The organism is Isoptericola sp. NPDC056573, assembly GCF_042793335.1.
GTDB lineage: Bacteria > Actinomycetota > Actinomycetes > Actinomycetales > Cellulomonadaceae > Isoptericola.
Genome location: NZ_JBHTUY010000012.1, coordinates 49,455 through 74,194, shown reverse-complemented (window position 1 = coordinate 74,194; position 24,740 = coordinate 49,455). Strand labels below are relative to the sequence as shown.

19 protein-coding genes are annotated in these 24,740 nt (G+C 75.0%); 10 read left to right on the top strand and 9 right to left on the bottom strand.

The features are described from left to right. Positions 1 to 31: 31 nt before the first annotated feature. Positions 32 to 1,315 carry a gephyrin-like molybdotransferase Glp gene (gene glp, locus ACFQ8E_RS18705; RefSeq protein WP_430552074.1) on the bottom strand — a complete coding sequence of 428 codons (1,284 nt, stop codon included), beginning with the start codon at positions 1,313 to 1,315 and terminating at the stop codon, positions 32 to 34. A gap of 91 nt (positions 1,316 to 1,406) precedes the next feature. On the opposite strand from glp, the gene ACFQ8E_RS18700 reads away from it, so the two are divergent. The 4 genes from ACFQ8E_RS18700 to ACFQ8E_RS18685 are packed head-to-tail and all read left to right on the top strand — an operon-like array spanning position 1,407 to position 4,525. Continuing rightward, entirely contained in the window at positions 1,407 to 1,802 is a 396-nt protein-coding gene (locus ACFQ8E_RS18700) for a TOBE domain-containing protein (RefSeq protein ID WP_380241837.1), read from the top strand. A gap of 23 nt (positions 1,803 to 1,825) precedes the next feature. Further along, on the top strand, positions 1,826 to 2,608 hold the full coding sequence (modA, locus tag ACFQ8E_RS18695) for a molybdate ABC transporter substrate-binding protein (RefSeq protein ID WP_430552073.1): 783 nt from the start codon (positions 1,826 to 1,828) through the stop codon (positions 2,606 to 2,608). A 37-nt stretch (positions 2,609 to 2,645) separates the two neighbouring features. Further along, on the top strand, positions 2,646 to 3,476 hold the full coding sequence (locus tag ACFQ8E_RS18690; protein ID WP_430552072.1) for an ABC transporter permease: 831 nt from the start codon (positions 2,646 to 2,648) through the stop codon (positions 3,474 to 3,476). Beyond that, positions 3,473 to 4,525, top strand: coding sequence for a sulfate/molybdate ABC transporter ATP-binding protein (locus tag ACFQ8E_RS18685; protein WP_430552071.1), 1,053 nt, complete (start codon positions 3,473 to 3,475; stop codon positions 4,523 to 4,525). The genes ACFQ8E_RS18690 and ACFQ8E_RS18685 overlap by 4 nt, the downstream gene beginning before the upstream one ends. Before the next feature lie 3 nt (positions 4,526 to 4,528). Here ACFQ8E_RS18685 and ACFQ8E_RS18680 read toward each other — a convergent pair whose 3' ends face one another. The 5 genes from ACFQ8E_RS18680 to ACFQ8E_RS18660 form a co-directional block, all read right to left on the bottom strand. Further along, a complete protein-coding gene (locus ACFQ8E_RS18680; protein WP_430552105.1) occupies positions 4,529 to 5,635 on the bottom strand; it encodes a uroporphyrinogen-III synthase in 1,107 nt (368 codons plus the stop codon). A 37-nt stretch (positions 5,636 to 5,672) separates the two neighbouring features. Then, positions 5,673 to 6,476 (bottom strand): uroporphyrinogen-III C-methyltransferase, encoded by an 804-nt coding sequence (gene cobA / locus ACFQ8E_RS18675; protein WP_430552070.1) that lies wholly within the window; start codon positions 6,474 to 6,476, stop codon positions 5,673 to 5,675. Beyond that, positions 6,473 to 6,895 (bottom strand): nitrite reductase small subunit NirD, encoded by a 423-nt coding sequence (nirD, locus tag ACFQ8E_RS18670; RefSeq protein WP_430552069.1) that lies wholly within the window; start codon positions 6,893 to 6,895, stop codon positions 6,473 to 6,475. The genes cobA and nirD overlap by 4 nt, the downstream gene beginning before the upstream one ends. Beyond that, positions 6,892 to 9,576: a nitrite reductase large subunit NirB gene (gene nirB, locus ACFQ8E_RS18665; RefSeq protein ID WP_430552068.1), complete on the bottom strand. Its 2,685-nt coding sequence runs from the start codon at positions 9,574 to 9,576 to the stop codon at positions 6,892 to 6,894. The genes nirD and nirB overlap by 4 nt, the downstream gene beginning before the upstream one ends. Before the next feature lie 104 nt (positions 9,577 to 9,680). Then, entirely contained in the window at positions 9,681 to 10,151 is a 471-nt protein-coding gene (locus ACFQ8E_RS18660) for an AAA family ATPase (RefSeq protein WP_430552067.1), read from the bottom strand. Between the two features lie 25 nt (positions 10,152 to 10,176). Here ACFQ8E_RS18660 and ACFQ8E_RS18655 point away from each other — a divergent pair, with 25 nt between their 5' ends. After that, positions 10,177 to 10,896, top strand: a complete 720-nt coding sequence (locus tag ACFQ8E_RS18655; RefSeq protein WP_430552066.1) for a class I SAM-dependent methyltransferase — start codon at positions 10,177 to 10,179, stop codon at positions 10,894 to 10,896. Here ACFQ8E_RS18655 and ACFQ8E_RS18650 read toward each other — a convergent pair. The 3 genes from ACFQ8E_RS18650 to ACFQ8E_RS18640 are packed head-to-tail and all read right to left on the bottom strand — an operon-like array spanning position 10,863 to position 16,155. Next, positions 10,863 to 12,536, bottom strand: coding sequence for an FAD-dependent oxidoreductase (locus tag ACFQ8E_RS18650; protein WP_430552065.1), 1,674 nt, complete (start codon positions 12,534 to 12,536; stop codon positions 10,863 to 10,865). The genes ACFQ8E_RS18655 and ACFQ8E_RS18650 overlap by 34 nt on opposite strands. Then, the gene (locus tag ACFQ8E_RS18645; protein WP_430552064.1) at positions 12,533 to 14,800 is read right to left on the bottom strand and encodes a molybdopterin oxidoreductase family protein; all 2,268 of its coding nucleotides are present in this window, start codon (positions 14,798 to 14,800) and stop codon (positions 12,533 to 12,535) included. Before ACFQ8E_RS18645 ends, ACFQ8E_RS18650 begins: the two co-directional genes overlap by 4 nt. Continuing rightward, complete coding sequence (locus tag ACFQ8E_RS18640) at positions 14,797 to 16,155, bottom strand: MFS transporter (protein WP_430552063.1); 1,359 nt, start codon at positions 16,153 to 16,155, stop codon at positions 14,797 to 14,799. The genes ACFQ8E_RS18645 and ACFQ8E_RS18640 overlap by 4 nt, the downstream gene beginning before the upstream one ends. A 253-nt stretch (positions 16,156 to 16,408) precedes the next feature. Between ACFQ8E_RS18640 and ACFQ8E_RS18635 the strand changes: the two genes are divergently transcribed. From ACFQ8E_RS18635 to ACFQ8E_RS18615, 5 genes are read left to right on the top strand one after another with little or no spacing between them, the layout of a single operon-like run. Beyond that, the gene (locus ACFQ8E_RS18635) at positions 16,409 to 20,248 is read left to right on the top strand and encodes a nitrate reductase subunit alpha (protein ID WP_430552062.1); all 3,840 of its coding nucleotides are present in this window, start codon (positions 16,409 to 16,411) and stop codon (positions 20,246 to 20,248) included. Further along, entirely contained in the window at positions 20,245 to 21,936 is a 1,692-nt protein-coding gene (gene narH, locus ACFQ8E_RS18630) for a nitrate reductase subunit beta (RefSeq protein ID WP_430552061.1), read from the top strand. Before ACFQ8E_RS18635 ends, narH begins: the two co-directional genes overlap by 4 nt. Then, positions 21,933 to 22,679: a nitrate reductase molybdenum cofactor assembly chaperone gene (gene narJ / locus ACFQ8E_RS18625; protein WP_430552060.1), complete on the top strand. Its 747-nt coding sequence runs from the start codon at positions 21,933 to 21,935 to the stop codon at positions 22,677 to 22,679. Before narH ends, narJ begins: the two co-directional genes overlap by 4 nt. Next, positions 22,670 to 23,428, top strand: coding sequence for a respiratory nitrate reductase subunit gamma (gene narI, locus ACFQ8E_RS18620; protein ID WP_430552059.1), 759 nt, complete (start codon positions 22,670 to 22,672; stop codon positions 23,426 to 23,428). The genes narJ and narI overlap by 10 nt, the downstream gene beginning before the upstream one ends. A 50-nt stretch (positions 23,429 to 23,478) precedes the next feature. Next, on the top strand, positions 23,479 to 24,708 hold the full coding sequence (locus tag ACFQ8E_RS18615) for a nitrate/nitrite transporter (protein ID WP_430552058.1): 1,230 nt from the start codon (positions 23,479 to 23,481) through the stop codon (positions 24,706 to 24,708). Positions 24,709 to 24,740: the final 32 nt, after the last annotated feature.

Here is a 24,740-nt window from a genome sequence, read left to right as displayed (position 1 = left end):
GTCGGGTCGGCCGGGTCGGTCGAGGGATCGGTCAACGGAGCTCCTGGTAGTCGACGGGGTCGCCGGCGTCGAGGTGCGCGACGCCGGGCGGCACGTGCACGAGGACCGTCGCGGCGGCGAGGTGGGTCAGCAGGTGCGAGCCGGGGCCGCCGGTCATGCGCACGCGACCGTCGGCGTCGAGCTCGCCCCGCCGCACCTGGTGCAGCGCGGGGGGTGAGTCGAGCGGCTCGGCGAGGGCTGCGCGACCGGTGGCCCGGCGGGCGGGCGCCGCGCCCGTCGCCGCGGCGAGCACCGGGCGCAGGAACAGCTCGAACGACACGTACGCGCTGACCGGGTTGCCGGGGAACGCGACGAGCGGCACGTCCTGCCCGGAGCCGAGGGTCACCGTGCCGAGGCCCTGCGGCCCGCCCGGCTGGACGGCGACGTGCCCGAACCAGGCGCCCGTGAGGGTCTGGCGCACCACCTCGTACGCCCCGGCGGAGACACCGCCGGTCGTGACGACGAGGGCCACGTCGCCCGGCGCGTCCGCGAGCACCCGGAGCAGCGCGTCGGGCCGGTCCGGCGCGACGCGGGTCGTGACGCGGGCGCCGGCCTGCCCGAGCGCGGCGGTGAGCGCGGCGCCGTTGGCGTCGTGCACCTGCGCCGGGCCGAGCGGCGCGCCCGCGGGGGCCAGCTCCGACCCGGTGGAGACGAGCAGCACGTGCGGCGGTGCGGCGACGTCGACGGTCGTGACGCCCGCGGCGACGAGCGCGCCGAGCTGGGGTGCGCCGAGCGGCGTCCCGGCAGCGACCAGCACGTCGCCCGCCGCGACGTCGGAGCCCGCGGCGCGCACGAACGTGCCCGGCGCGACGGGGGCGGCGAACCGGACCGTCGCCGTGGTCTCCAGGTCCGGGAAGCGCGGCGGGTCGGCGTCCTCGATCCGGACGACGGCGTCGGCGCCGGCGGGCACCGGCGCCCCGGTCATCACGGGAGCCGCCGTGCCCGGATCGAGCGGCGGCGGCTGCGTGCCGGCGGGGACGGGCGCGACGACGGGCAGGACCACCGGGCCGGACGCGCCGTCCAGGTCCGCCGAGCGCACCGCGTAGCCGTCCATCTGGGAGTTGTCGAAGCCGGGCAGCGCGACGGCGGCCGTCGCGTCGCGCGCCAGCACCCGGGGCGAGAGCCCGGCGCCGGCGCCGACCTGCGTCAGCAGGGTCGAGATGTCGACCCGCGCGGACGCCCGCCCACGCGCCGCCGCCAGCGCGGGCTCGACCAGCTCCGCCACCGCGGCGGCGTGGTCGGCCACCGACCGTCGCCGCGTCACGTCGTCATGCACGGGCGTCAGCCTATGTCCCCCGCCGCCCGCGGTCCCCGGCGAGATCCGCCCCCGCAGCACTCCCCGCAGATGCGGGGCTATGCTTCCGATCGTGCCGCACATGCGAGTTTCGGAAGCGTCCGTGTACCTCGGTGTCAGCGACGACACGGTGCGCCGGTGGATCGATCGCGGGCTGCTCGGGTCCACGACGGACGCGTCGGGCCGCAAGGTCGTCGACGGGTACGAGGTGGCGATGGTCGCGCGCGAGCACGCGACCGTCCCGGCGCTGCCGGGCGGGATGAAGAGCTCGGCGCGCAACCGCTTCGTCGGGCTCGTCACGGACCTGCAGGTGGACACGGTGATGGCGCAGGTGGAGCTGCAGTGCGGCCCGTTCCGCGTGGTGTCGCTCATGAGCAGCGAGGCCGTGCGCGACCTCGGGCTGGAGCGCGGCTCCGTGGCGGTGGCGGTCATCAAGTCGACGACCGTCGTGATCGAGGCCGAGGCATGACCGGCCCCCGACCGAGGAGACGCATGAGGAAGCACATCGCCGCCGGGGTGGCGGCCCTGTCGATCGGCGCTGCCGTGACGGCGCTGGCGGGCTGCGGCACGACGGCGTCGGAGGACGACGGCGCGGAGGCCGGCACGACGACGCTCACGGTGTTCGCCGCCGCGTCGCTCAAGGGCTCGTTCGAGGACCTCGCCGAGCAGTTCGAGGCGGCCCACGAGGGCGTGGACGTGCAGCTGAGCTTCGCCGGGTCGTCGGACCTGGTGGCGCAGATCCAGCAGGGCGCACCGGCCGACGTGTTCGCCTCGGCGGACACCGCGAACATGGACAAGCTGGTCGCCGACGACCTGGTCACGGACCCCCAGGACTTCGCCACCAACACGTTGGAGATCGCCGTCCCGCCGGGCAACCCGGCCGGTGTCGAGACGCTCGACGACCTGGCCGACCCCGCGGTGAAGCTGGTGCTCTGCGCGCCGGAGGTGCCGTGCGGGGCCGCCTCCGCGAAGGTCGCCGACGCCGCGGGGCTCGACCTGACGCCGGTGAGCGAGGAGCAGAGCGTCACCGACGTGCTCGGCAAGGTGACCGCGGGCGAGGCCGACGCCGGGCTGGTGTACGTCACGGACGTCGCCGCCGCGGGCGACGACGTCGAGGGCATCGAGTTCACCGAGTCCGCCAGCGCGGTGAACACCTACCCGATCGCGACGGTGGCCGACACCGACCACGCCGACCTCGCGCAGGAGTTCGTCGACCTCGTGCTGTCCGACGACGGGCAGCAGACGCTGTCCGGCTTCGGCTTCGCGGCACCCTGACCGCCCCTCGCGGCCCTGACATCTCCGTGACACGCGCATGACCACGACCCCCACCGACCGCCGCCTCCGCCACAGCCCGGAGGCGGCCGTCGGCCTGCCGCGGTGGGCCTTCGTGCCCGCCGCGGTGGGCGGGCTGTTCGTGCTGCTGCCGCTGGTCGCGATGGCCACGCGGGTGGACTGGTCGAGCTACTGGTCGCTGATCACCAGCGAGTCGGCGCGGGCCGCGCTGCTGCTGAGCCTCCAGACGTCGGCGGCCAGCACGGTGGTGTGCCTGGTCCTCGGGATCCCGATGGCGCTGGTGCTGGCGCGGTGCCGCTTCCCCGGGATCGACCTGCTGCGCTCGCTGGTGATGGTGCCGCTGGTGCTGCCGCCCGTGGTCGGCGGCATCGCGCTGCTCTACACGTTCGGCCGCCGCGGGCTGCTCGGGGAGACCCTCGAGGTCGCCGGCCTGCAGATCGCGTTCTCGACGACGGCGGTGGTGCTCGCCCAGACGTTCGTCGCGCTGCCGTTCCTCGTCACGAGCCTCGAGGGTGCGCTGCGCACGGCCGGCGCCCGCTACGAGGTGGTCGCGGCGTCGCTCGGCGCGCGTCCCACGACGGTGCTGCGCCGCGTCACGCTGCCGCTGGTGTGGCCCGGGCTGCTGTCGGGCGCCGTGCTGTCGTTCGCCCGTGCGCTCGGGGAGTTCGGCGCCACCATCACGTTCGCCGGCAGCCTCCAGGGCGTCACGCGCACCCTGCCGCTGGAGATCTACCTGCAGCGTGAGACCGATCCCGACGCCGCGGTGGCCCTCTCCCTGCTGCTCGTCGTCGCCGCCGTCCTCGTCATCGCCGCCACCAGGCAGGGTCAGCGGGACCGGAGCCCGCTGTGACGCTCACCTTCGCCGCCACGCTGCCGGCCCGCGGGTTCCACGTCGAGCTCGACGTCCCCGAGGGCCGCACCCTCGCGCTGCTCGGTCCCAACGGCGCGGGCAAGTCCACCGCGCTCGGCCTCGCGGCCGGGACCCTGCGGCCGCACGACGGCGAGATCGTGCTCGACGGGCGCCCCCTGGTGCGCGCCGAGGCCGGCCGCACGCGCACCTGGGTGCCGCCGCACGCCCGGCAGGTCGCGCTGCTCGCGCAGGAGGCCCTGCTGTTCCCGCACCTGACCGTGCGGCAGAACGTCGCGTTCGGCCCGCGCTCCCAGGGCGTGCGACGCCGGGACGCGGACGACGCCGCCGGACGCTGGCTGGAGCAGATCGGGCTCGCGCACCTCGCCGACCGCCCGCCGTCGACCCTGTCCGGCGGGCAGGCCCAGCGCGTCGCCGTCGCGCGGGCGCTCGCGGCCGAGCCCCGGCTGCTGCTGCTCGACGAGCCGATGGCCGCGCTCGACGTCGACGTCACCCCCGCGCTGCGCCAGGCGCTCAAGCAGCTCCTCGCCGACCAGACCGCGATCATCACGACCCACGACGTCCTCGACGCCCTGCTGCTGGCCGACGAGGTCGCCGTCGTCGAGGGCGGGCGCGTCGTCGAGCGCGGCCCGACCGCCCAGGTGCTCAGCCGCCCGCGCAGCGCTTTCGCGGCGAAGATCGCGGGGCTCAACCTCCTGGCCGGGACGTGGACCGGCGACGGCGTCCGCACGCCCGCCGGGGAGATGGTGCACGGGCACGGCGATCCCGACGCCGCGGTCGGCGCGCCCATGACCGCCGTCTTCCGCCCCGCCGCGGTCGCCGTCTACCTCGACGAGCGGCACGGCTCCCCGCGCAACACCTTCCGAGGCACGGTGACCTCGCTGGAGCCGCGGGGCGACCTCGTGCGCGTGCGCACCGACCACCTCGCCGCCGACGTCACGCCGCAGGCCGCCGCAGAGCTGTCCCTCGTGCCCGGCGCGCGGGTGTGGCTGTCGGTCAAGGCGGCCGAGGTCGACGTCTACCCGGCGTGACCCTCAGACCGCGTCGTCGTGCGCGAGCTCCAGCCGGTAGCCGCGCTTGACGACGGTCTTGACCAGGTCGCGGCGGCCGGTGGCGTCGCGCAGGCGGGCGACGGCGACCTCGACGGCGTGCGGGTCGCGGGAGCTGCCGGGCAGCACGTCGAGCACCCGCTCGCGCCCCACGACGTCGCCGCCCGCGGAGGCGAGCAGCCGCAGCACCTCGACGCCGGTGGGCGACAGCGGCAGCACCTGCTGGTCCAGGACGGCGACGCGGGCCCGGATGACGAGCGGGCCCGCGACGGTGGCGAGGGCCACCGACTCCAGGTGCTCGTAGTGGCCGACGATCGACCGCACGAGGGCGCCGAGGCGGCCGCGCTCGGGCTGCAGGGTCGGGATGCCGCGCGACTCCAGCGGGCGCGCGGTGACGGGCCCGACCGCGGCGGCGACCATCGACCCGTCGGCGAAGCGCGCCACGACCGTGTCGCGCAGGCCCTGGCTCTCGACGGCGCGCAGCCACGCCTCGGCGCCGGGCGCGGACGTGAAGGCGACGGCGTCGATCTCCCCCGCCGCGGCGGCACGCACGGAGGCCTCGACGGCGGCCGGGTCGGGCGGCAGCCCCCACCGGTACACGACCAGCGCTGACACTCGCGCGCCCGCCTTCTCGAACACGACGTCCAGCCCGTCGGCGCCCGCCCCGTGGTGCTGGATGGCGACGTGCAGCCCGCTCACGCCCTCGCTGAGCAGCACCTCGGCGACCTCGGCCGACGTCTCCGACTCCGCGACCCAGTCGGCCTGCAGCCCCGCGGCCTGGATCGCGCCGCGCGCCTTGGGGCCGCGGGCGACGATTCGCGACCTGCCCAGGACGGCGAGCAGGTCGTCGGCGAGGCCGTGCGCGTCGGCGGCCTCGATCCACGCGCGGAACCCGACGCCGGTGGTCGCGACGACGACGTCCGGCGGGTCGGCGACGAGGGTGCGCGTCGCGGCGATCAGGGCGTCGTCGTCGACGTGCGGGATCATGCTCAGCGCCGGAGCGTGCCGGACGGAGGCGCCGCGGCGCTCCAGGGCGGCGGCCAGCTCGCCCGAACGGCGGTCGGCCGTGACGAGCACCGTGCAGCCCGCCATCACCTGGCCCAGCGCCGGCCGGGGGCCCGGCGCGGTGTCAGCCACCGGCCTGCCCTGCGGCTCCTCCTGCGTCACGCGCGACCTCCAGCAGCTCCTCGTGGGCCACGTCGCCGATCACGACCACGGCCGGCGCGCGGACCCCGACCTCCTCGGCACGCTTGGCGGCCAGGTCGAGGGCGACGCGCGTGACCCGCTGGTCGGGCAGCGAACCGCGTTCCACGATAGCGACGGGCGTTCCCGGCGCGGCGCCCGCGTCCAGCAGGCGGGCGACGATCCCCGGCAGCGCGGCCACGCCCATGAGCACGACCAGCGTCGCCGCCCGCGAGGTCACGCACGCCACGGAGACGTCGTCCAGCACGTCGCCGCCCGCCCCGCCGTCGCGGGTGTGGCCCGTGACGACGTGGAACGCCGTCGTCGTGCCCCGGTGCGTCAGCGGCACCCCGGCCAGCGCGGGCGCGGCGAGCGCGGACGAGACCCCGGGCACGACCTCGACCGGCACCCCGGCGGCGCGGCAGGCCGCGACCTCCTCCCCGCCGCGGCCGAAGACGAAGGGGTCGCCGCCCTTGAGGCGCACCACACGCTGGCCGGCGAGGGCGCGCGCCACGATCAGCGCGTCGATCTCCTCCTGCGGCAGCGTGTGCCGGCCCGGTGTCTTGCCGACATCGACGACCTCGACGCCGGGGCCCAGGTCGTCGAGCACCTCGCGCGGCACCAGGCGGTCCGTGACGACGACGTCGGCCGTCGTCAGCGCGCGCCACGCGCGGTAGGTGAGCAGGTCGGCGGCGCCCGGTCCGGCGCCGACCAGGGTGACGCGGCCGGGGGCCGCGCCGGACGTCGTCATCCGATTCCCACGTGCACGACGCCGCCGGACACGACGACCGGGTACGACGCGAGGTCCCCCGCCAGCCCGCCGCGGGGCTCCTTGCCCGCCGCGTCGAGGCAGCGGCCCGTGTGCAGCTCGAAGACCTGCTTGTACACCGGCGACGCCACGGTGGGCGTGCCGCCGCGGGTCCCGACGATGCCGCGCGACATGACGTGGGCGCCCGAGTACGGGTCGAGCTGCTGCACGGCGCAGACCGTGCCGTCGAGCAGGCGGAACAGCGCGACCTGCAGCTCCTCGCCGTCGGAGCCGGTCACCAGGGCGGCGGCGCCGCGCTCGGGGGCGAGCGCGTCCAGCCGGCAGACGGCGGTCCAGCCGGGGCCGTCGACGAGGGTCGTGACGGTGCTCGTCTCGGTGGGGCTCGGGGTCAGGGCGGTCATGCGCGCACCTCCAGGGTGGGGCCGGCGACGAGGACGGGGCTGGTGAGGGCGGAGACGAGCTCGGGGTCGACAGGGCCGTCAGCGCCGGACGCGACCTCGTCCGCGGTGGCCGGACGCTTCTGCCCGCGCTCCGGCACGTACGCGAGCGTCGGGTCGGGCGTGGTCGGGGCGTTGACGAAGGAGCCGAACCGGGCCAGCTTCTCGGGGTCCTCGAGCACGGCCTTCCACTCGTCCTCGTACCCCTCGACGTGCTGCGCCATGGCCGCGTCGAGGTCCGCGCCGATGCCGAGGGAGTCCTCGACGACGACCTGGCGGATCGCCTCGAGGCCGCCCTCGTACTCCTCCACCCAGGGGGCGGTGCGCTGGAGCCGGTCGGCGGTGCGGATGTACAGCATGAGGAAGCGGTCGATGGTGCGCAGCAGCTCGGCCGACGAGAGGTTCTCGGCGAAGAGCTGCGCGTGCCTGGGCGTCTGCCCGCCGTTGCCGCCCACGTAGACGTTCCAGCCCTGGTCGGTGGCGATCACGCCGACGTCCTTGCCGCGCGCCTCCGCGCACTCGCGGGCGCAGCCGGAGACGCCGAGCTTGAGCTTGTGCGGCGAGCGCAGGCCGCGGTACCGCAGCTCGAGCTCGACGGCCATGCCCACGGAGTCCTGCACGCCGTACCGGCACCAGGTCGACCCGACGCACGACTTCACCGTGCGCAGCGACTTCCCGTAGGCGTGCCCGGACTCGAACCCGGCGTCCACGAGCCGCCGCCAGATCTCCGGGAGCTGCTCGACGCGGGCGCCGAACATGTCGATCCGCTGCCCGCCGGTGATCTTCGTGTAGAGGCCGAAGTCCTTCGCGACCTGCCCGACGACGATCAGCCCCTCGGGCGTCACCTCGCCGCCCGGCATGCGCGGCACCACCGAGTACGTGCCGTCCTTCTGCATGTTGGCGAGCATGTGGTCGTTGGTGTCCTGCAGGGTCGCCTGCTCGCCCGCCAGGATGTGCCCGTTGCCGAGGCTGGCCAGGATGGACGCCACGGTGGGCTTGCAGATGTCGCAGCCGCGGGCGTCGGGCACCCGCCCGAAGCGGGCGATGATCTCGCTGAACGTGTGCAGGTCGGCCACGCGCACGGCGTCGAAGAGCTGGGCGCGGGAGAGCTCGAAGTGCTCGCACAGCGCGTTGCTCACCTCGACGCCGGCCTTGGCCAGCTCCGTCTTCGTCAGCTTGGTGACCAGCGGCAGGCAGGCGCCGCACGTGGTGCCGGCGCGGGTGCACGCCTTGACCCCCGCGACGTCGGTGCAGTCGTGCTCCGTCACGGCGCCGCGGATCGTGCCCGCCGAGACGTTGTTGCAGGAGCAGACGTTCGCGTCGTCGGGCAGCTCGAGGGTGGGCGCGCCGCCCGCACCCTCGGGCAGCAGGAACGCGCTCGGGTCGCCCGGCAGCTCGGCGCCGAGCATCGGCCGCAGCGAGGCGTACGGACCGGCGTCGCCGACGAAGACGCCGCCCAGCAGGGTGCGCGCGTCGTCGGCCATCACCAGCTTGCTGTAGACGCCCCGCAGCGGGTCGGCCCACACGATCTCGACCGACTTCTCGGTGCGGCCGTGCGCGTCGCCGAAGCTCGCGACGTCGACGCCCGAGAGCTTGAGCTTGGTGGCAGTGTCCGCGCCGGGGAACGTCGCCTCGCCGCCGAGCAGCCGGTCGGCCACGACCTCCGCCATCGTGTTGCCGGGCGCCACCAGGCCGAGGCAGCGGCCCTCGATGCACGCGACCTCGCCGATCGCCCAGACGTGCTCGTCGGCGGTGCGGCAGGTGAGGTCGACGACGGCGCCGCCGCGACCGCCGACCTCCAGGCCGGCCGCGCGGGCGAGCTCGTCGCGGGGCCGCACCCCGGTGGCCATCACGACGACGTCCACGTCGAGCCGCCCGCCGTCCGCGAAGTCCATCCGGCCCACGTGCCCGGTGCGGCGGTGCGGGCGGATCGCCTTCGTCGCCGTGTCGGTGCGGACGGAGATGCCCTTGTCGTTGATGAGCCGCTTCAGCGCGTGCCCGCCGCCGAGGTCGATCTGCACGTCCATGAGGTGCGTGCCGAACTGGATGACCGTGGCCTGCGCACCGAGCGCCTTGAGCGCGCCCGCCGCCTCCAGCCCGAGCAGGCCGCCCCCGACGACGGCGCCGCGCACCGGCCGCTCGACCACGCCGCCCCGCGTCTCGACGCGCCCCGCCTCGCGCTTCGCCTCCACCCAGCCGCGCAGCGCGGCGACGTCGTCGATGGTGCGGTAGACGAAGACGCCGGGCAGGTCGTTGCCGTCGATGGGCGGCATCGCGGCGCTCGATCCCGTGGCGAGCACCAGCTCGTCGTAGGCGTGCACCCGGCCGAGGCGGTCCGTCACGGTGCGGGCCTCGCGGTCGATCGACGCGACCGCGCAGTCCCGGTGCAGGTCGACCAGCGGGTCGTCCCACAGCGCCGGGTCGCCGAGCGTCAGCTCCTCGGCGTCGCGCACCTCGAAGTAGCGGGTGAGGCCCACGCGGTCGTACGGCTTGCGCGGCTCCTCGGCGAAGACGGTCACGCGCCACGCGCCGGCCTCGTCGCGGGCCCGGAGGGCCTCGACGAACCGCTGCGCGACCATGCCGCCGCCCACGACGACGACGTGCCGCCGGTCGACGCTGCCTGGGGTGGGGGGCTCGCTGCTCATGACCCGAACGTAGGGAGCCGCCGTGTCGCCGCCGTCAGGCCACGGTTACCTCACGGGAACATCTGCCTCACGCGCGAAACATCCCGCGCGAGAGGGTCGGGTGCTCACCACCCCGGGACGACCTCCAGGGGCCCCTCGTCCGGCGTCGGGACCTCGAAGCCGTCGTGGTACGCCGCCGCGACCTCGGGCGTGAGCACGACGTCGTGCGGGTGCGCGGCGGCCCGGGCGGCCACGCGGGCGAGGGCGACGTCGCGCGGGGTGTCGACGAGGACGACGAGCGTGCTCGCGCCGTGCGCCGCGCCGAGGGCCCGGTACTCGTCGCGCGCGGAGCGCGACCAGAACGACGAGTCGACGACGACGTCGCGGCCCTCGTCGAGGAGCGTCGCGACCCGGCACCGCAGGGCGTCCGCCACCCGGCGGGCGTCGTCCTCGGGCAGCGGGTGCACGGCGGGGTGCCCGGCCTCCCACGCGATCTCGTCGACCGACACGACCGCGTAGCCGTCGGCCGCGTAGCGGCGGGCGTGCGTGGACTTGCCCGCCCCGGCGGGCCCGCACAGCAGGACGAGGTGCGACACGGTCGTGACGCTACCCTCGCTGTCCATGCCGACGCCGATGCCGAGGACGCAGCGCGACCCCCGCACGACGACGAACCCGCTGGTCCGCGCCGTCGGGGGATGGCTCGGCCGGGTCAACGACCGGCACCCGTGGAACCACAACGACCACTTCCACGGCTGGATCCTGCGACGGCTGCCGCGCCGGAGGCACCGCGCGCTCGACGTCGGGTGCGGCCTCGGCGCCCTCGTCGGCCGCCTGCGGGCCTCGGGGGCCACGGTGGTGGGCCTCGACGTGGACGGGCCCGTGGTCGAGGCCACCCGCGCCCGGTTCGCGGGCGACCCCGGCATCAGCGTGCGGCACGGGCGGTTCGAGGACGTCCCCGCCGACGGCTCGTTCGACGTCGTGACCATGGTCGCCTCCCTGCACCACATGGACCTCGAGCCCGCGCTGCGGCACGCCGCCGGAGTGCTCGCGCCCGGCGGCCGGCTGCTGGTGGTCGGGCTGGCGCGGATCGGCGCGCCGCGCGACCTGGCCGTCGACCTGGTCTCGTCGTTCGCCAACCCGGTCGTCGGGCTGGTCAAGAACGCTCGACCGGCCCGCGACGTCCGCTCCCCTGTCGACGACGGCCCGCCCGCGCCGGTACGCGACGCGCGCGAGACGTACGGCGAGGTCCGCGAGACCGCGCGCCGCGTGCTGCCGGGCGCCCGGTTCCGGCGCCGGCTGTTCTTCCGCTACACGCTCGAGTGGACCTCCCCGACCGCCTGATCCTCCGTCTCCGGCCCCGCCGGTCGCGCCCGGGCCAACCACTCCACCAGCCCGCACACGGCCTCGGTGCAGCTGCCGCAGCCGGTGGTGGCGCGGGTGGCGCGCGCGACGTCGTCCTGGGTCGACGCGCCGTCGGCCACGCAGGCGGCGATGTCGTGCTTGGTGACGCCGTTGCAGCGGCACACGGTGGCGTCGTCGGGCATGTGCTCCGGGCTGGTCGCCGGCTCGGCGGCGGGCATGACCGGCGTGAGCAGCAGGAACGCCGGGTCGGCGGGCACGGGGGTGCGGCGGGTGTACGCGGCGGTGAGGTCGGCCGCCACCCGGGCGTCGCCCACGCACGTCGCGCCGACCAGGACGCCGTCCGCCACCACGGCCTCGACGTAGCGGCCCGCGGCGGGGTCGGCGAGGCGCACGGCCCGCTCCCCCGGGGCCGCGACGCGCCCGGAGCCGCAGCGGCCCATCGCGACCACGCTGAGCGGCCCGGCCTTGACCTTGACGACGTCCGTGCCCCGGGTGTCGACGCCGCCGGCCCGCGCCCCGGGGGCCCGCGACGACAGCAGCGTGCCGAGGCGCACCGCCATCGACGGCCCCGCGCCGTCGCCGGGCAGGCGCAGGTGCTCGCGCGGCCCGGCGGGCACCGCCGCGGCGGGGCGCGGTCGTGCCGCGAGCGCCACGAGGTGCTCGGCGAGCCGCCGCGCCTGGTCCCAGCCCTCCGCGACGAGCCCGCGCGACCCCTCCGGCGGCTGCGCGCAGTCGCCGACCGCGAAGACCCGGGGGTCGGTGACGGTCGCCAGGTCGGGGCCCACGACGACACCCCGCTCGACGGCGAGCCCGGACCGCCGCGCCAGCGCCGTCTCCGGCGCGGTGCCGCACGCCAGCACGACCAGGCCCGCGCCGAGCGTCTCCCCCGGCTCGGTGGTCGCGCCGTCGAGCCGCACCCCGACCGCCCGGCCCCCGACGACGAGCACCTCCTGCGGCCGCACCCCCGTGCGCACCGCCACGCCCGCCGCCTCCAGGCCCCCGCGCAGCACGGCGCCCGCCTGGTCGTCGAGCTGCCGGTCCATCGGGGCGCCGGCGCCGTGCACGAGGGTCGTGGGCAGCCCGCGCCCGGCCAGACCGAGCGCCACCTCCACGCCCAGCACGCCGCCGCCGACGACCACCGCGCGCGGGGTGTTCACGGTGGCGGCGACCACCTCGCGGGCGTCGTCGAGCGTGCGCAGCGCGTGCACCCCGGCGGGCAGGGCCGTGGCGTCCGTGCCGAGCCCCGGCACGTCGGGCAGGCGCGCGGCCGCGCCGGTGGCGAGGACCAGGTGGTCGTAGGGGTGGCGGGTGCCGTCGTCGGCCAGGACGACGCGGGTGACCCGGTCGACGGTCACCGCGGTCGTGCCGCGCAGCACCCGGGTGCGGCCGTCGTCGACCAGGGGCATGCCGATCGCCGCCACGTCCGTGCGCCCGGCGACGACGTCGGACAGCAGCACCCGGTTGTACGGCTCGTACGGCTCGGCGCCGAGCACGGTGACGTCGAGCGCGCCGTCGGCGTCGCGCCGGGACAGCTCGTCGGCGAGGCGCGCGCCCACCATGCCGTGGCCGACGACGACCACCCGGTGCGGCACGCGCAGGCCCTGCTGCGGATCGCTCATGCGGGGACCTCCACGGTCTCGACGTGCTGGGCCTCCACGCCCGGGGCGGGCACGGCCGGTGTCACCGACACCGCGCAGACCTTGAACTCCGGCATCGCGGAGACCGGGTCGACGGCGTCGGTCGTGAGGCGGTTGACGCTGCCCGCGCCGCTCCAGTGGAAGGGCATGAAGACGGTGTCCGGGCGGACGGCGTCGGTCCAGCGGGCGGTCGCCTCGACGACGCCGCGGGCCGAGACGAGCCGCGCCCGGCCGCCGTCCGGCACCCCGACCCGCAGCCCCAGCAGCGGGTGCAGCTCGACGTACGGGTCCGGCACCAGCCGCTCCAGCTCGGGCACGCGGTGCGTCTGCGCGCCCGACTGGTAGTGCTGCAGCACGCGCCCGGTGACGAGGTACGTCGGCGCGTCGGGGCGCACGTCGTCGGCCGGCCCGGCGTGGTCGACCGCGACCATCCGGGCGCGACCGTCCGGCGTCGCGAACCGGTCGAGGAACACGCGCGGCGTCCCGGGGTGCTGCTCTCGCGAGCTGTCAGGATGCGCGGCGGGTATGCCCCGCGCTGGTCCTGACAGCTCGGGGGTGGCAGCCGGGCACGGCCAGTACAGTCCGGGGCCGCCGGCGGCGTCGTGCGCGTCGAGCCGGGCGTGGCTGAGCCCGGAGTAGTCCGCGACGCCGCCGGCCGACGCGCGCGCCAGCTCGTCGAACACGACGGCGGGGTCGGTCGGGAAGGCGACGTCGGAGCCCAGGCGGCGCGCGAGCTCCGCGAGGATCCACAGTTCCGAGCGCGCGTCGCCCGGGGCGTCGGTGGCGCGGCGGCGACGGATCACGCGGCCCTCGAGGTTCGTCATCGTGCCCTCCTCCTCCGCCCACTGGGTGGTGGGCAGGACGACGTCGGCGAGCAGCGCGGTCTCGGACGGTACGACGTCGCACACCACGAGCAGATCGAGGGCGGCGAGGCGCTCGCGCACGCGGTCGGCGTTCGGCGCGGACACGACGACGTTCGAGCCGTGCACCAGCAGCGCGCGCGGCCCTCCGGGCGTCCCGAGCGAGGTGAGCAGCTCCACGGCGGGCACGCCCGGCCCCGGCAGCGACCCCGGGTCCACGCCCCACACCCCGGCGACGTGCGCGCGGGCGGCCGGGTCGTCGATCCTGCGGTAGCCGGGCAGCTGGTCGCACTTCTGCCCGTGCTCCCGCCCGCCCTGGCCGTTGCCCTGCCCGGTGAGGCACCCGTACCCCGACCCCACCAGCCCGGGGAGCCCGAGGGCCAGCGCCAGGTCGATCGCCGCCGCCACGGTCGCGGTGCCCTGCGCCGACTGCTCGACGCCGCGCCCCGTGAGCACGTAGGCCCCCCGCCCGCCGCGCGACGGCGACGCCGCGGCCAGCAGCCGCGCCACCCGGCGCAGCTCCTCGGCGGGGACGCCGCACACCGTCTCCGCCCGCTCGGGCCACCAGGCGGCGGCCGACCGCGCGACGTCGTCGAACCCCGTCGTGCGCTCCTCCACGTACGCGCGGTCCACGAGCCGCTCGGCCACCAGCACGTGCAGCAGCGACAGCAGCACCACGAGGTCGGTGCCCGGCACGGGCTGCAGGTGCACCCCCTCGCCGGGACCGGCGAGACGGGCGGTGGCCGACCGACGCGGGTCGACGACGACGAGCCCGCCCGCGGCGCGCGCGCCGACGAGGTGCTGCACGAACGGCGGCATCGTCTCGGCCACGTTCGAGCCGAGCAGCAGGATCGCGTCGGCCCCCGCCAGGTCGGTCACCGGGAACGGCAGCCCGCGGTCCAGGCCGAACGCCCGGTTCCCCGCGGCGGCGGCCGACGACATGCAGAACCGGCCGTTGTAGTCGATGAACGGCGTGCGCAGCACGGTGCGGGCGAACTTGCCGAGGGCGTACGCCTTCTCGTTCGTCAGCCCGCCGCCGCCGAACACCGCCACGGCCTGCGGCCCGTGCTCGGCGGCCAGCCTCGCGAGCCGGCCCGCCACCCGATCGAGCGCGTCGTCCCACGACGCCGGAGCCAGCGCGCCGTCCGCCCCGCGCACGAGCGGCGTCGTGAGCCGGTCGGTCGCGCGCAGCACGGTCGCGCTGGTCCACCCCTTCTGGCACAGCCCGCCGCCGTTCGTGGGGAACTGCCGGGGCGCCACCGACACGGGCAGCGCCGCCCGGCCCGCCGACGCCGGGCCGGCGGGGCCGGCGGGCGTGAGGTCCATGCCGCACTGCAGCGCGCAGTACGGGCAGTGGGTGGCGACCGCGGCCCCCGCCGTCGTCATACGCGCGCCGCCCGCATCGCGGTGCCGCGGCGCGCGTACACCGCCCAGGTGACGACGGCCATCACGGCGTACGCGCCGACGAACACCCACAGCGCGGCGACCAGCGAGCCCGTCAGCGACGTCGACATCGCGAACCCGCGGGGCACGAAGAACCCGCCGAGCGCGCCGACGGCCCCGGCGATGCCGATGCAGCCGGCCGCCGCGCGGGCCGTCGCCGACGCCTCCCGTCCCGCCCCGGCGACCCGGAAGGCCGCCGGGATCATCCGGTACACCGACCCGTTGCCGACGCCGGTCGCGACGAACAGCACGAGGAACGACGCGAAGAAGAGCCCGAACCGGTGGCTCCCCAGCGCGGAGATGGCGCCGAGCGCCCCGACGATCATCACGGCGTAGCAGCACACCGTGACCACGGCGCCGCCGACGCGGTCGGCGAGGATGCCGCCCAGCGGGCGGGCCACCGACCCCACGAGCGCGCCCAGGAAGGCGAGCGACAGGCTCACCTCCGGGAACTGCCCCGCCAGGAGCGTCGGGAAAGCACCCGAGAAGCCGATGAACGACCCGAACGTGCCGATGTAGAGGAACGAGATGACCCACGTGTGCGGCTGGCGGACGGCCACCGCGAACGAGCGCGGGTCGGCCTTCGCCGCCGCGAGGTTGTCCATGAACCGCCAGGCGAGGAACGCCGCCAGCACGATGAACGGGACGAACACGAGGCTCGCCCGCTCCAGCGCCACGCCCGCGCCGGTCACGATCACGAGCGGCACGACGAGCTGCACGACGGCGGTGCCCAGGTTCCCGCCCGCGGCGTTCCAGCCGAGGGCCGCGCCCTTCTCCTTCTCCGGGAAGAAGAAGGAGATGTTCGCCATCGACGACGCGAAGTTGCCGCCGCCGAAGCCCGCGAGCGCCGCGACGGCGAGCAGCACGCCGAACGACGTCTCCGGCCGCTGCACGACGACCGCCAGCGCCGTCGTGGGGATCAGCAGCAGCGACGCCGACACGACCGTCCACGTCCGTCCGCCGAACACCGGCACCGCGAGGGTGTAGGGGATGCGGAGCGTGGCGCCCACGAGCGAGGGCACCGCGATAAGCCAGAACATCTGGTCGGTGGTGAGCGTGAACCCGGCGGCGGGCAGCTGCGGCACGACGATCGACCAGAGCGCCCACACGCAGAACCCGAGGAACTCGGCGAACACCGAGAGCACCAGGTTGCGGCGCGCGACGCGGCGGCCTCCGCCGGCCCAGAACGCCGGGTCCTCGGGGCGCCAGTCGTCGATCCAGCGGCCCGGGCGGGTGTGCGCGCCGGGGGCCGGGGGCGCGGCGTCCGTGGTGGGAACGGCCGTGGTCGGAGCAGCCATCGCGTGTCCTCCTGAGCGCGGGCCCGACGACGCGGGCGGTGGGTAGGTGCCGCCGGCGCGTCGTCGGGCCGGTGGTCCGACGCTAGGAAGACGGTGTTTCGATGCCTGACGCCGGGCCGTGAAATGCGCGTGAGCACGAACGCACAGCCGGCCCGGCGGGCCTGTGAGCAGGAGGGTTCGACATGCGCTGCCCCAGGTCCGGGCCCATGATGCGAAGCAGTGACTCTACGGTTCCCCAGCCCCAGGAGTGCGCATGTCGACCACCCGTCCGCCCGTCACGACCGACCTCGGGGCGGCGCCGCCGACCGGGGCCGCCGACGCCCTGCTGCGGCTCGGCAAGCACCTGCGCAAGGGGGACGTGTCCGAGGACCTGCGCCAGCTGTTCCTCAAGGGCGGCCGCGAGGGTGACGTCTTCTACCGGGACCGGTGGTCGCACGACAAGGTGGTGCGCTCCACGCACGGCGTGAACTGCACGGGCTCGTGCTCGTGGAAGGTGTACGTCAAGGACGGCATCATCACGTGGGAGACGCAGCAGACGGACTACCCGTCGGTCGGGCCGGACTCCCCCGAGTACGAGCCGCGGGGCTGCCCGCGCGGCGCCGCGTTCTCCTGGTACACCTACTCGCCCACGCGGGTGCGCTACCCGTACGTGCGCGGCGTCCTGCTGCGGGCGTACCGGGAGGCGAAGGCCGCGGTCGGCGGCGACCCGGTGCTCGCGTGGGAGCGGCTGACCTCCGACCCGGAGACGGCGCGGGCGTACAAGAGCGCACGCGGCAAGGGCGGCCTGGTGCGGGCCACGTGGGACGAGGCGGCGGAGATCGTCGCGGCGGCGCACGTGCACACCATCAAGGCGCACGGGCCGGACCGGGTGGCGGGCTTCTCCCCCATCCCCGCGATGTCGATGGTCTCGCACGGCGTCGGGGCACGGTTCGTGCAGATGCTGGGCGGCACGATGCTGTCGTTCTACGACTGGTACGCGGACCTGCCGGTCGCCTCCCCGCAGGTGTTCGGCGACCAGACGGACGTGCCCGAGTCGGCGGACTGGTGGAACTCGTCGTACCTCATCATGTGGGGCTCCAACATCCCGGTGACCCGCACCCCGGACGCGCACTTCATGGCCGAGGCGCGCTACCGCGGCACCAAGGTCGTGTCGGTCTCGCCGGACTACGCGGACAACACGAAGTTCGCCGACCAGTGGCTGGCGCCGCAGCCGGGCACCGACGGAGCCCTGGCGATGGCGATGGGGCACGTGATCCTGCGGGAGTTCCTCGTCGAGAAGCGCACCGCGCCGTTCGTCGACTACCTCAAGAGGTACGCGGACGCGCCCTTCCTGGTGCGGCTGGACGAGAAGGACGGCGCGTACGTGCCGGGCAAGTTCCTCACCGCCTCGGACGTGGACGACGCCGTCCTGCCGGGCGCACGGGCGACGGCGAACCCGAGCTTCCGCACCCTGCTCCTGGACGCCGACGGCACGGTCGTCGCGCCGAACGGGACGCTCGCCGACCGGTACGGCGAGGCGGGCGAGGGGAAGTGGAACCTGGACCTGGGCGACGTCGACCCGCTGCTGTCGGTGGCCGACGGCGCCGGGGCTGCGCCGGGCGAGCTGGGCACGGCAGCCGTGCTGCTGCCCCGGTTCGACGTCGTGCCCGAGGCCGACGCCGGTGCCGGGGACGCCGCCGAGCAGGCGCACCTGGGCGGCAAGGGCGTGCTGACGCGTGGCGTGCCGACCCGGCGGGTGGGCGGGCACCTGGTGACGACGGTCTTCGACCTGCTGCTGGCGCAGTACGGCGTCGAGCGGGCCGAGCTCGACCTGCCGGGCGAGTGGCCCACCGGCTACGACGACGCGACGGCGCCCGGCACCCCCGCCTGGCAGGAGGAGATCACCGGCGTGCGCGCCGCGGACGCCGCGCAGATCGGCCGGGAGTTCGCGCAGAACGCCGAGGACTCCGGCGGCCGGTCGATGATCATCATGGGCGCGGGCGCGAACCACTGGTTCCACTCGGACACGATCTACCGCGCGTTCCTCACGCTCACGACGATCACCGGCTGCCAGGGCGTCAACGGCGGCGGCTGGGCGCACTACGTGGGCCAGGAGAAGTGCCGGCCGATCACGGGCTGGGCGCAGTACGCGGGCGGCCTGGACTGGGTGCGTCCGCCGCGCCAGATGATCGGCACGGGCTGGTTCTACCTCGCCACGGACCAGTGGCGGTACGACGGGATGCCGGCCGACGCGCTCGCGTCCCCGCTGGCGCCCGGGGTCCTGGCAGGCCGCACGACGGCGGACTCGCTGGTGGAGTCGGCGCAGCGCGGCTGGATGCCGAGCTACCCGACGTTCGACCGCAACCCGCTGGACCTCGTGGACGAGGCGCGCGCGGCGGGCAAGGAGCCGGAGCAGCACGTCGTGGACGAGTTGAAGGCCGGGAACCTGCGGTTCGCCTGCGAGGACCCCGACGACCCGGCGAACTTCCCCCGGGTGCTGACGATCTGGCGGGCCAACATCCTGGGCTCCTCCGGCAAGGGCAACGAGTACTTCCTCAAGCACCTGCTCGGCACGGATGCCTCCGTGCTGGCCGACGAGGCGCCGGAGGGCCGCCGTCCGGCGTCGATGACGTGGCACGACGAGGCGCCGCGCGGCAAGCTCGACCTGCTCGTCACGATGGACTTCCGCATGACGAGCACGACGCTGTTCTCCGACGTCGTGCTCCCCGCGGCCACCTGGTACGAGAAGCACGACCTGTCGAGCACGGACATGCACCCGTTCGTGCACTCGTTCAACCCGGCGATCAACCCGCCGTGGCAGACGAAGACCGACTTCGACACGTTCCACACGCTGGCGCGGCTGGTCTCGCAGCTGTCCGAGGAGCACCTGGGCGTGCGGGAGGACCTGGTCGCCACGCCGCTGCTGCACGACTCCCCCGACGAGCTCGCGGTGCCGCACGGCACGCTCACCGACGCGGGCGCGCCACCCGCGGAGCGCGAGCTGGTGCCGGGCGTGACGATGCCGCGCCTGCAGGTGGTGCAGCGCGACTACCCGGCGTTCGCGGCGCGCATGGCCGCGCTCGGGCCGCTCACGGACACCAAGGGCATGGCCACCAAGGGCGTCGCGTTCATGCCGGACGAGGAGGTGCGCAAGCTCGGGCAGGTCAACGGCCTGGTGACGTCCGGCCCCGCGGCCGGGCGCCCCCGGCTGGACCGCGACACCCACGCGTGCGAGACGATCCTCGCCCTGTCCGGCACGACCAACGGCCGCCTCGCGGTGCAGGGGTTCGAGCACCTGGAGAAGCGCACCGGGCAGCGGCTGGCGGACCTCGCCGCCGACGACCAGGCCAAGCGCGTCACGTTCCCGGACGTGCAGTCGCGGCCGACGACGGTGATCACCTCCCCGGAGTGGTCCGGCTCGGAGCACGGTGGGCGCCGGTACACGGCGTTCGCGGTGAACGTGGAGCGGCTCAAGCCCTGGCACACGCTCACCGGGCGCCAGCACTTCTACCTCGACCACGACTGGATGATCGAGCTGGGCGAGCAGCTGCCCGTGTACCGGCCGCCGCTGGACCTGCACCACCTGTTCGGCGACTCGCCGCGGCCCGGTGCCTTCGACGACGGCGGCCCCGACGGCAGCGGCACCGGGCACGCCGCTGTCGCGGTGCGCTACCTGACGCCGCACTCCAAGTGGTCCATCCACTCGGAGTACCAGGACAACCTGTTCATGCTGTCGCTCTCGCGCGGCGGCCCGAACATCTGGATGAGCCCGGCGGACGCCGCGAAGATCGGCGTGGCGGACAACGAGTGGATCGAGGCGGTCAACCGCAACGGCGTCGTCGTCGCGCGCGCCGTCGTCTCGCACCGCATGCCCGAGGGCACGGTGTACATGCACCACGCCACGGACCGCACGGTGGACGTGCCGCTCGCGGAGACGTCGGGCCGCCGCGGCGGCATCCACAACTCGCTGACGCGCATCCTGCTGAAACCCACGCACCTCGCGGGCGGGTACGGGCAGCTCACCTACGCGTTCAACTACCTCGGCCCCACGGGCAACCAGCGGGACGAGGTCACGGTCATCCGGCGTCGCAGCCAGGAGGTGCGTTACTCGTGAAGGTCATGGCGCAGATGTCGATGGTGATGAACCTCGACAAGTGCATCGGGTGCCACACCTGCTCGGTGACGTGCAAGCAGGCGTGGACGAACCGCACGGGCACGGAGTACGTCTGGTTCAACAACGTCGAGACCCGCCCGGGCCTCGGCTACCCCCGCACCTACGAGGACCAGGACACCTGGCAGGGCGGCTGGGTGCGCACCAAGCGCGGCAAGCTCAAGCTCCGCGCGGGCGGGCGGGCCAAGAAGCTCGCGTCGATCTTCGCCAACCCGAAGCTCCCGTCCATCCACGACTACTACGAGCCGTGGACGTACGAGTACGACATGCTGCTGAGCGCCCCCCAGGGCGAGCACACGCCGGTCGCCAAGCCGAAGTCCCTGCTCACCGGCGACGACATGTCGATCCAGTGGTCGGCCAACTGGGACGACGACCTCGGCGGCTCCACCGCGACGATGCAGGACGACCCGATCCTCAAGCACATGAGCGAGCACGTCGCCGAGGAGCTCGAGCAGACGTTCATGTTCTACCTGCCGCGCATCTGCGAGCACTGCCTCAACCCGTCGTGCGTGGCCTCCTGCCCGTCGGGCGCGATGTACAAGCGGGTCGAGGACGGCATCGTCCTGGTGGACCAGGACCAGTGCCGCGGCTGGCGCATGTGCGTCACCGGCTGCCCGTACAAGAAGGTCTACTTCAACCACAAGACCGGCAAGGCCGAGAAGTGCACGCTGTGCTACCCGCGCCTCGAGGTCGGGCTGCCCACCGTGTGCTCCGAGACCTGCGTCGGACGCCTGCGCTACCTCGGCCTGGTGCTGTACGACGCCGACAAGGTCGGCGCGGCCGCCGCCATCGAGGACGAGCACGACCTCCTGGCCGCGCAGCGGTCGGTGTTCCTGGACCCGCACGACCCCGAGGTGGTCGCCGCGGCCAGCCGCGAGGGCATCCCGGACGACTGGATCGAGGCCGCCCAGCGCTCCCCGATCTGGAAGCTCATCTCCGACTACGAGGTCGCGCTCCCCCTGCATCCCGAGTACCGGACGCTGCCCATGGTCTGGTACATCCCGCCGCTGTCCCCCGTGGTCGACGTGGTGGCCAGCTCCGGCAACGACGGCGAGGACGGGCGCACGCTGTTCGCCGCGATCTCCCAGCTGCGCATCCCGCTGGAGTACCTCGCCGGGCTGTTCACCGCCGGCGACACCGGGCCCGTCGAGCGGGTGCTGCGCCGGCTCGCCGCGATGCGGTCGGGCATGCGCGAGGTGAACCTCGGGCGCGAGTTCCCCGAGGAGCACGCCGCCGCCGTCGGCATGACCGGCGACCAGGTCCAGGAGATGTACCGCCTGCTGGCCATCGCGAAGTACGAGGAGCGGTACGTCATCCCCACCGCGCACACCGAGGTCGCGCGCGAGCTGGAGGAGATGGCCTGCTCCCTCGACTTCGAGGGCGGCCCCGGCATGGGCGGCGCCGGCCCGTTCGGCTCGTCGTCGGGTCAGCCCACCCCGGTCGCCGTGGAGAACTTCCACGCCCTGGCCGCCCGGCAGACCGCGGACTCCCCCTACGGCCCGTCCACCCCCGGGCGCGTCAACCTGCTCAACTGGGACGGCAACGGGCGGCCCAGCGGCCTGTTCCCGCCCGGGGACGACGGCGCCCCCGGCGGCGGCGGCGGGACCGGCGACGAGGAGGGCCGGTCGTGAGCCGGCTCGCGTTCCTGCCCCGCCCCGGCGTGCGCGCGAAGCGGCTCGACCCGCTCGCGCCGGTGCCGCTGCCCGACGGCGACCGCGCCGTCGCGCACATGGCCGCGTCGGTGCTGCTCGCCTACCCCGACGACGCGACCCTCGCGGCCGCGCCCACCGTGCGCGACGCCGTCGCAGCCCTGCCGGCCCCGGTGCGCGACCGCCTCGCCGGGCTCGCCACGACGCTCCTCGACGCCGACGGACCGGACGACGTCGCCGCGCTGCAGGCCCGGTACGTCGCGACGTTCGACCTCAAGCGCCGCTGCGCCATGTACCTGTCGTACTACGCGGCGGGCGACACCCGGAAGCGCGGCGCCGCCCTCGTGCGGTTCGTCGAGGCCTACCGCGCCGCCGGGTTCGAGACCACCGGCGACGAGCTGCCCGACTACCTCCCGACCGTCCTGGAGCTGTCCGCCCGCGGCGGGCCCGACGGCGCCCGGATCGCGGGCGCGCTGCTCGCGGCCCACCGCGACGGCATCGAGGTGCTGCGCTCGGCGCTCGCCGCGCAGCGCTCGCCCTGGACGGCGGCGGTCGAGGCCGTGAGCCTCACCCTCCCGCCCGTCGACGCCGCCACGGCCGAGCGCGTCGCCGACCTGGTGGCCGCCGGGCCGCCCGCGGAGCTGGTGGGGCTGAGCGGGTACGGGGCGAGCGGCGCCGGTGACACGGGGTACGGGGACGAGGGGAAGGACCTGCCATGGGCCTGACGGACGCGGGCGCCGACAAGATCATCCTCTGGGTCGTGCTGCCCTACGTGACCTTCGCCGTCCTGGTCGTGGGTTCGATCTGGCGGTACCGGTACGACAAGTTCGGCTGGACCACCCGGTCCAGCGAGCTCTACGAGAAGCGCCTGCTGCGCTGGGGCTCGCCGCTGTTCCACTTCGGGCTGCTGTTCGTGGTGCTGGGGCACTTCCTCGGGCTCGTGATCCCGAACACCTGGACGGAGGCCGTCGGGGTCAGCGAGGGGTTCTACCACTTCATCGCCACGTCGATGGGGTCGCTCGCCGCCGTCGTCGCGGTGGCCGGGCTGCTCATCCTCATCTACCGGCGCCGCTCCACCGGCCCTGTCTTCCTCGCGACCACGCGCATGGACAAGACCATGTACGTGTTCCTCGCCGCGTCGCTGCTGTCGGGGGCCTGGGCGACCGTGCAGACGCAGATCCTCGCGGGCGGGCACGGGTACGACTACCGGGAGACGATCTCGCCCTGGTTCCGGTCGCTCTGGTACCTCCAGCCGCAGCCCGCGCTCATGGAGGGCGTGCCCGCCGCGTTCCAGGTGCACATCGTCGCGGCGATGCTGCTGTTCGCGCTGTGGCCCTTCACCCGGCTGGTGCACGCGTTCTCCGCCCCCGTGCAGTACCCGTTCCGGCCCTACGTGGTCTACCGCTCCCGCGAGGCGTCCGTGTCGTCCCGGGCGCCGCGACCCGGGTGGGACCCGACGACGCCGCCCCGCTGACCCGACCGTCCGACACGACCGTCCGTCCGTCCGTCACGACTGGAGGAACCATGACCTCGGCAGCCACCCCCGGACCGGCCGACGCGCCGACCGCCCCGGCCGTGCAGGGCAACGCCACCCAGCTCACCCTCGCGACGATCGGGTTCGCGATCTGCTTCTGGGCGTGGGCGCTGCTGAGCCCGCTGGGCAAGAGCTACGGCGAGCTGTACGACCTCAGCGACTTCGAGGTGTCCGTGCTCGTGGCCATCCCCGTGATCGTCGGGTCCCTCGGCCGCATCCCGATCGGCGCGCTCACCGACCGGTTCGGCGCCAAGGTGATGTTCCCGCTGTGCAGCGCGCTGACGATCATCCCCGTGCTGTTCATCGGGTTCGTCGCGAACAGCCTGGTGTGGCTGCTGATCGGCGGGTTCTTCCTCGGCCTGGGCGGCACGACCTTCGCCATCGGCGTCCCGTTCGTCAACAACTGGTACCCGCCGGCCCGCCGCGGCACCGCGATCGGCATCTTCGGCGCCGGCATGGGCGGCACGGCCATCGCGTCGTTCTCCACGGTGCCGATCCGCGACGCGTGGGGCGACGGCGCCCCGTTCATCATCGTGTCGGTGTTCCTCGCGGTCTTCGCCCTCGCCTCGCGGGCACTGCTCCAGGACTCCCCCGCCTGGTCGCCGGGCACCGGCGGCGGCATGTGGGCGCGCACCTGGGCGACCTTGAAGATCCCCGCCACGCTTCAGCTGTCCTGGCTGTACGCGATCGGGTTCGGCGGCTTCGTCGCGTTCTCCGTGTACCTGCCGACGTTCCTGCAGAACGCGTACGACCTCAGCGCCAGCGACGCGTCGTTCCGCACCGCAGGCTTCGTCGTGCTCGCGGTCGTCTGCCGGCCGCTCGGCGGCACCCTGTCGGACAAGGTGGGCGGCGTGGCGGTGAACCTGGTGTGCTACGCGGTCGTGACGGTCGGTGCCGCCGTGATCATCTTCCAGCCCGCCCTGATCCCCGTGGCGACGGTCGCGTTCCTCGCGATGGCGGCGGCGCTCGGCGGGTCGTCGGGCGCCACCTTCGCCCTCGTCGCGAAGATGGCCCCGCCCGGGACGGTGGGCGCCGTGACCGGCGTGGTCGGTGCCGCGGGCGGCCTGGGCGGCTTCATCCCGCCGCTCATCATGGGCGCCGTCTACGGCGCGCAGGGCGACTACGGCATCGGGTTCGGCCTGCTCGCGCTGACGGCGCTGCTCACCCTGCTGTTCACGCTCGGCCCGGTGCGCAAGCGCGTGCGGGCGAACGCCGGATGACGGCGGTGCCCGCGCCCCGCGCCCCCTCACCC

Excerpts from the sequence above, each read along its gene's own strand:
- modA (WP_430552073.1), top strand. The coding sequence starts at position 1,826 with ATGAGGAAGCACATCGCCGCCGGGGTGGCGGCCCTGTCGATCGGCGCT.
- ACFQ8E_RS18690 (WP_430552072.1), top strand. The coding sequence starts at position 2,646 with ATGACCACGACCCCCACCGACCGCCGCCTCCGCCACAGCCCGGAGGCG.
- ACFQ8E_RS18680 (WP_430552105.1), bottom strand. The coding sequence starts at position 5,635 with ATGGCGGGCTGCACGGTGCTCGTCACGGCCGACCGCCGTTCGGGCGAG.
- cobA (WP_430552070.1), bottom strand. The coding sequence starts at position 6,476 with ATGACGACGTCCGGCGCGGCCCCCGGCCGCGTCACCCTGGTCGGCGCC.
- nirD (WP_430552069.1), bottom strand. The coding sequence starts at position 6,895 with ATGACCGCCCTGACCCCGAGCCCCACCGAGACGAGCACCGTCACGACC.
- nirB (WP_430552068.1), bottom strand. The coding sequence starts at position 9,576 with ATGAGCAGCGAGCCCCCCACCCCAGGCAGCGTCGACCGGCGGCACGTC.
- ACFQ8E_RS18655 (WP_430552066.1), top strand. The coding sequence starts at position 10,177 with ATGCCGACGCCGATGCCGAGGACGCAGCGCGACCCCCGCACGACGACG.
- ACFQ8E_RS18650 (WP_430552065.1), bottom strand. The coding sequence starts at position 12,536 with ATGAGCGATCCGCAGCAGGGCCTGCGCGTGCCGCACCGGGTGGTCGTC.
- ACFQ8E_RS18645 (WP_430552064.1), bottom strand. The coding sequence starts at position 14,800 with ATGACGACGGCGGGGGCCGCGGTCGCCACCCACTGCCCGTACTGCGCG.
- ACFQ8E_RS18640 (WP_430552063.1), bottom strand. The coding sequence starts at position 16,155 with ATGGCTGCTCCGACCACGGCCGTTCCCACCACGGACGCCGCGCCCCCG.
- ACFQ8E_RS18635 (WP_430552062.1), top strand. The coding sequence starts at position 16,409 with ATGTCGACCACCCGTCCGCCCGTCACGACCGACCTCGGGGCGGCGCCG.
- narI (WP_430552059.1), top strand. The coding sequence starts at position 22,670 with ATGGGCCTGACGGACGCGGGCGCCGACAAGATCATCCTCTGGGTCGTG.
- ACFQ8E_RS18615 (WP_430552058.1), top strand. The coding sequence starts at position 23,479 with ATGACCTCGGCAGCCACCCCCGGACCGGCCGACGCGCCGACCGCCCCG.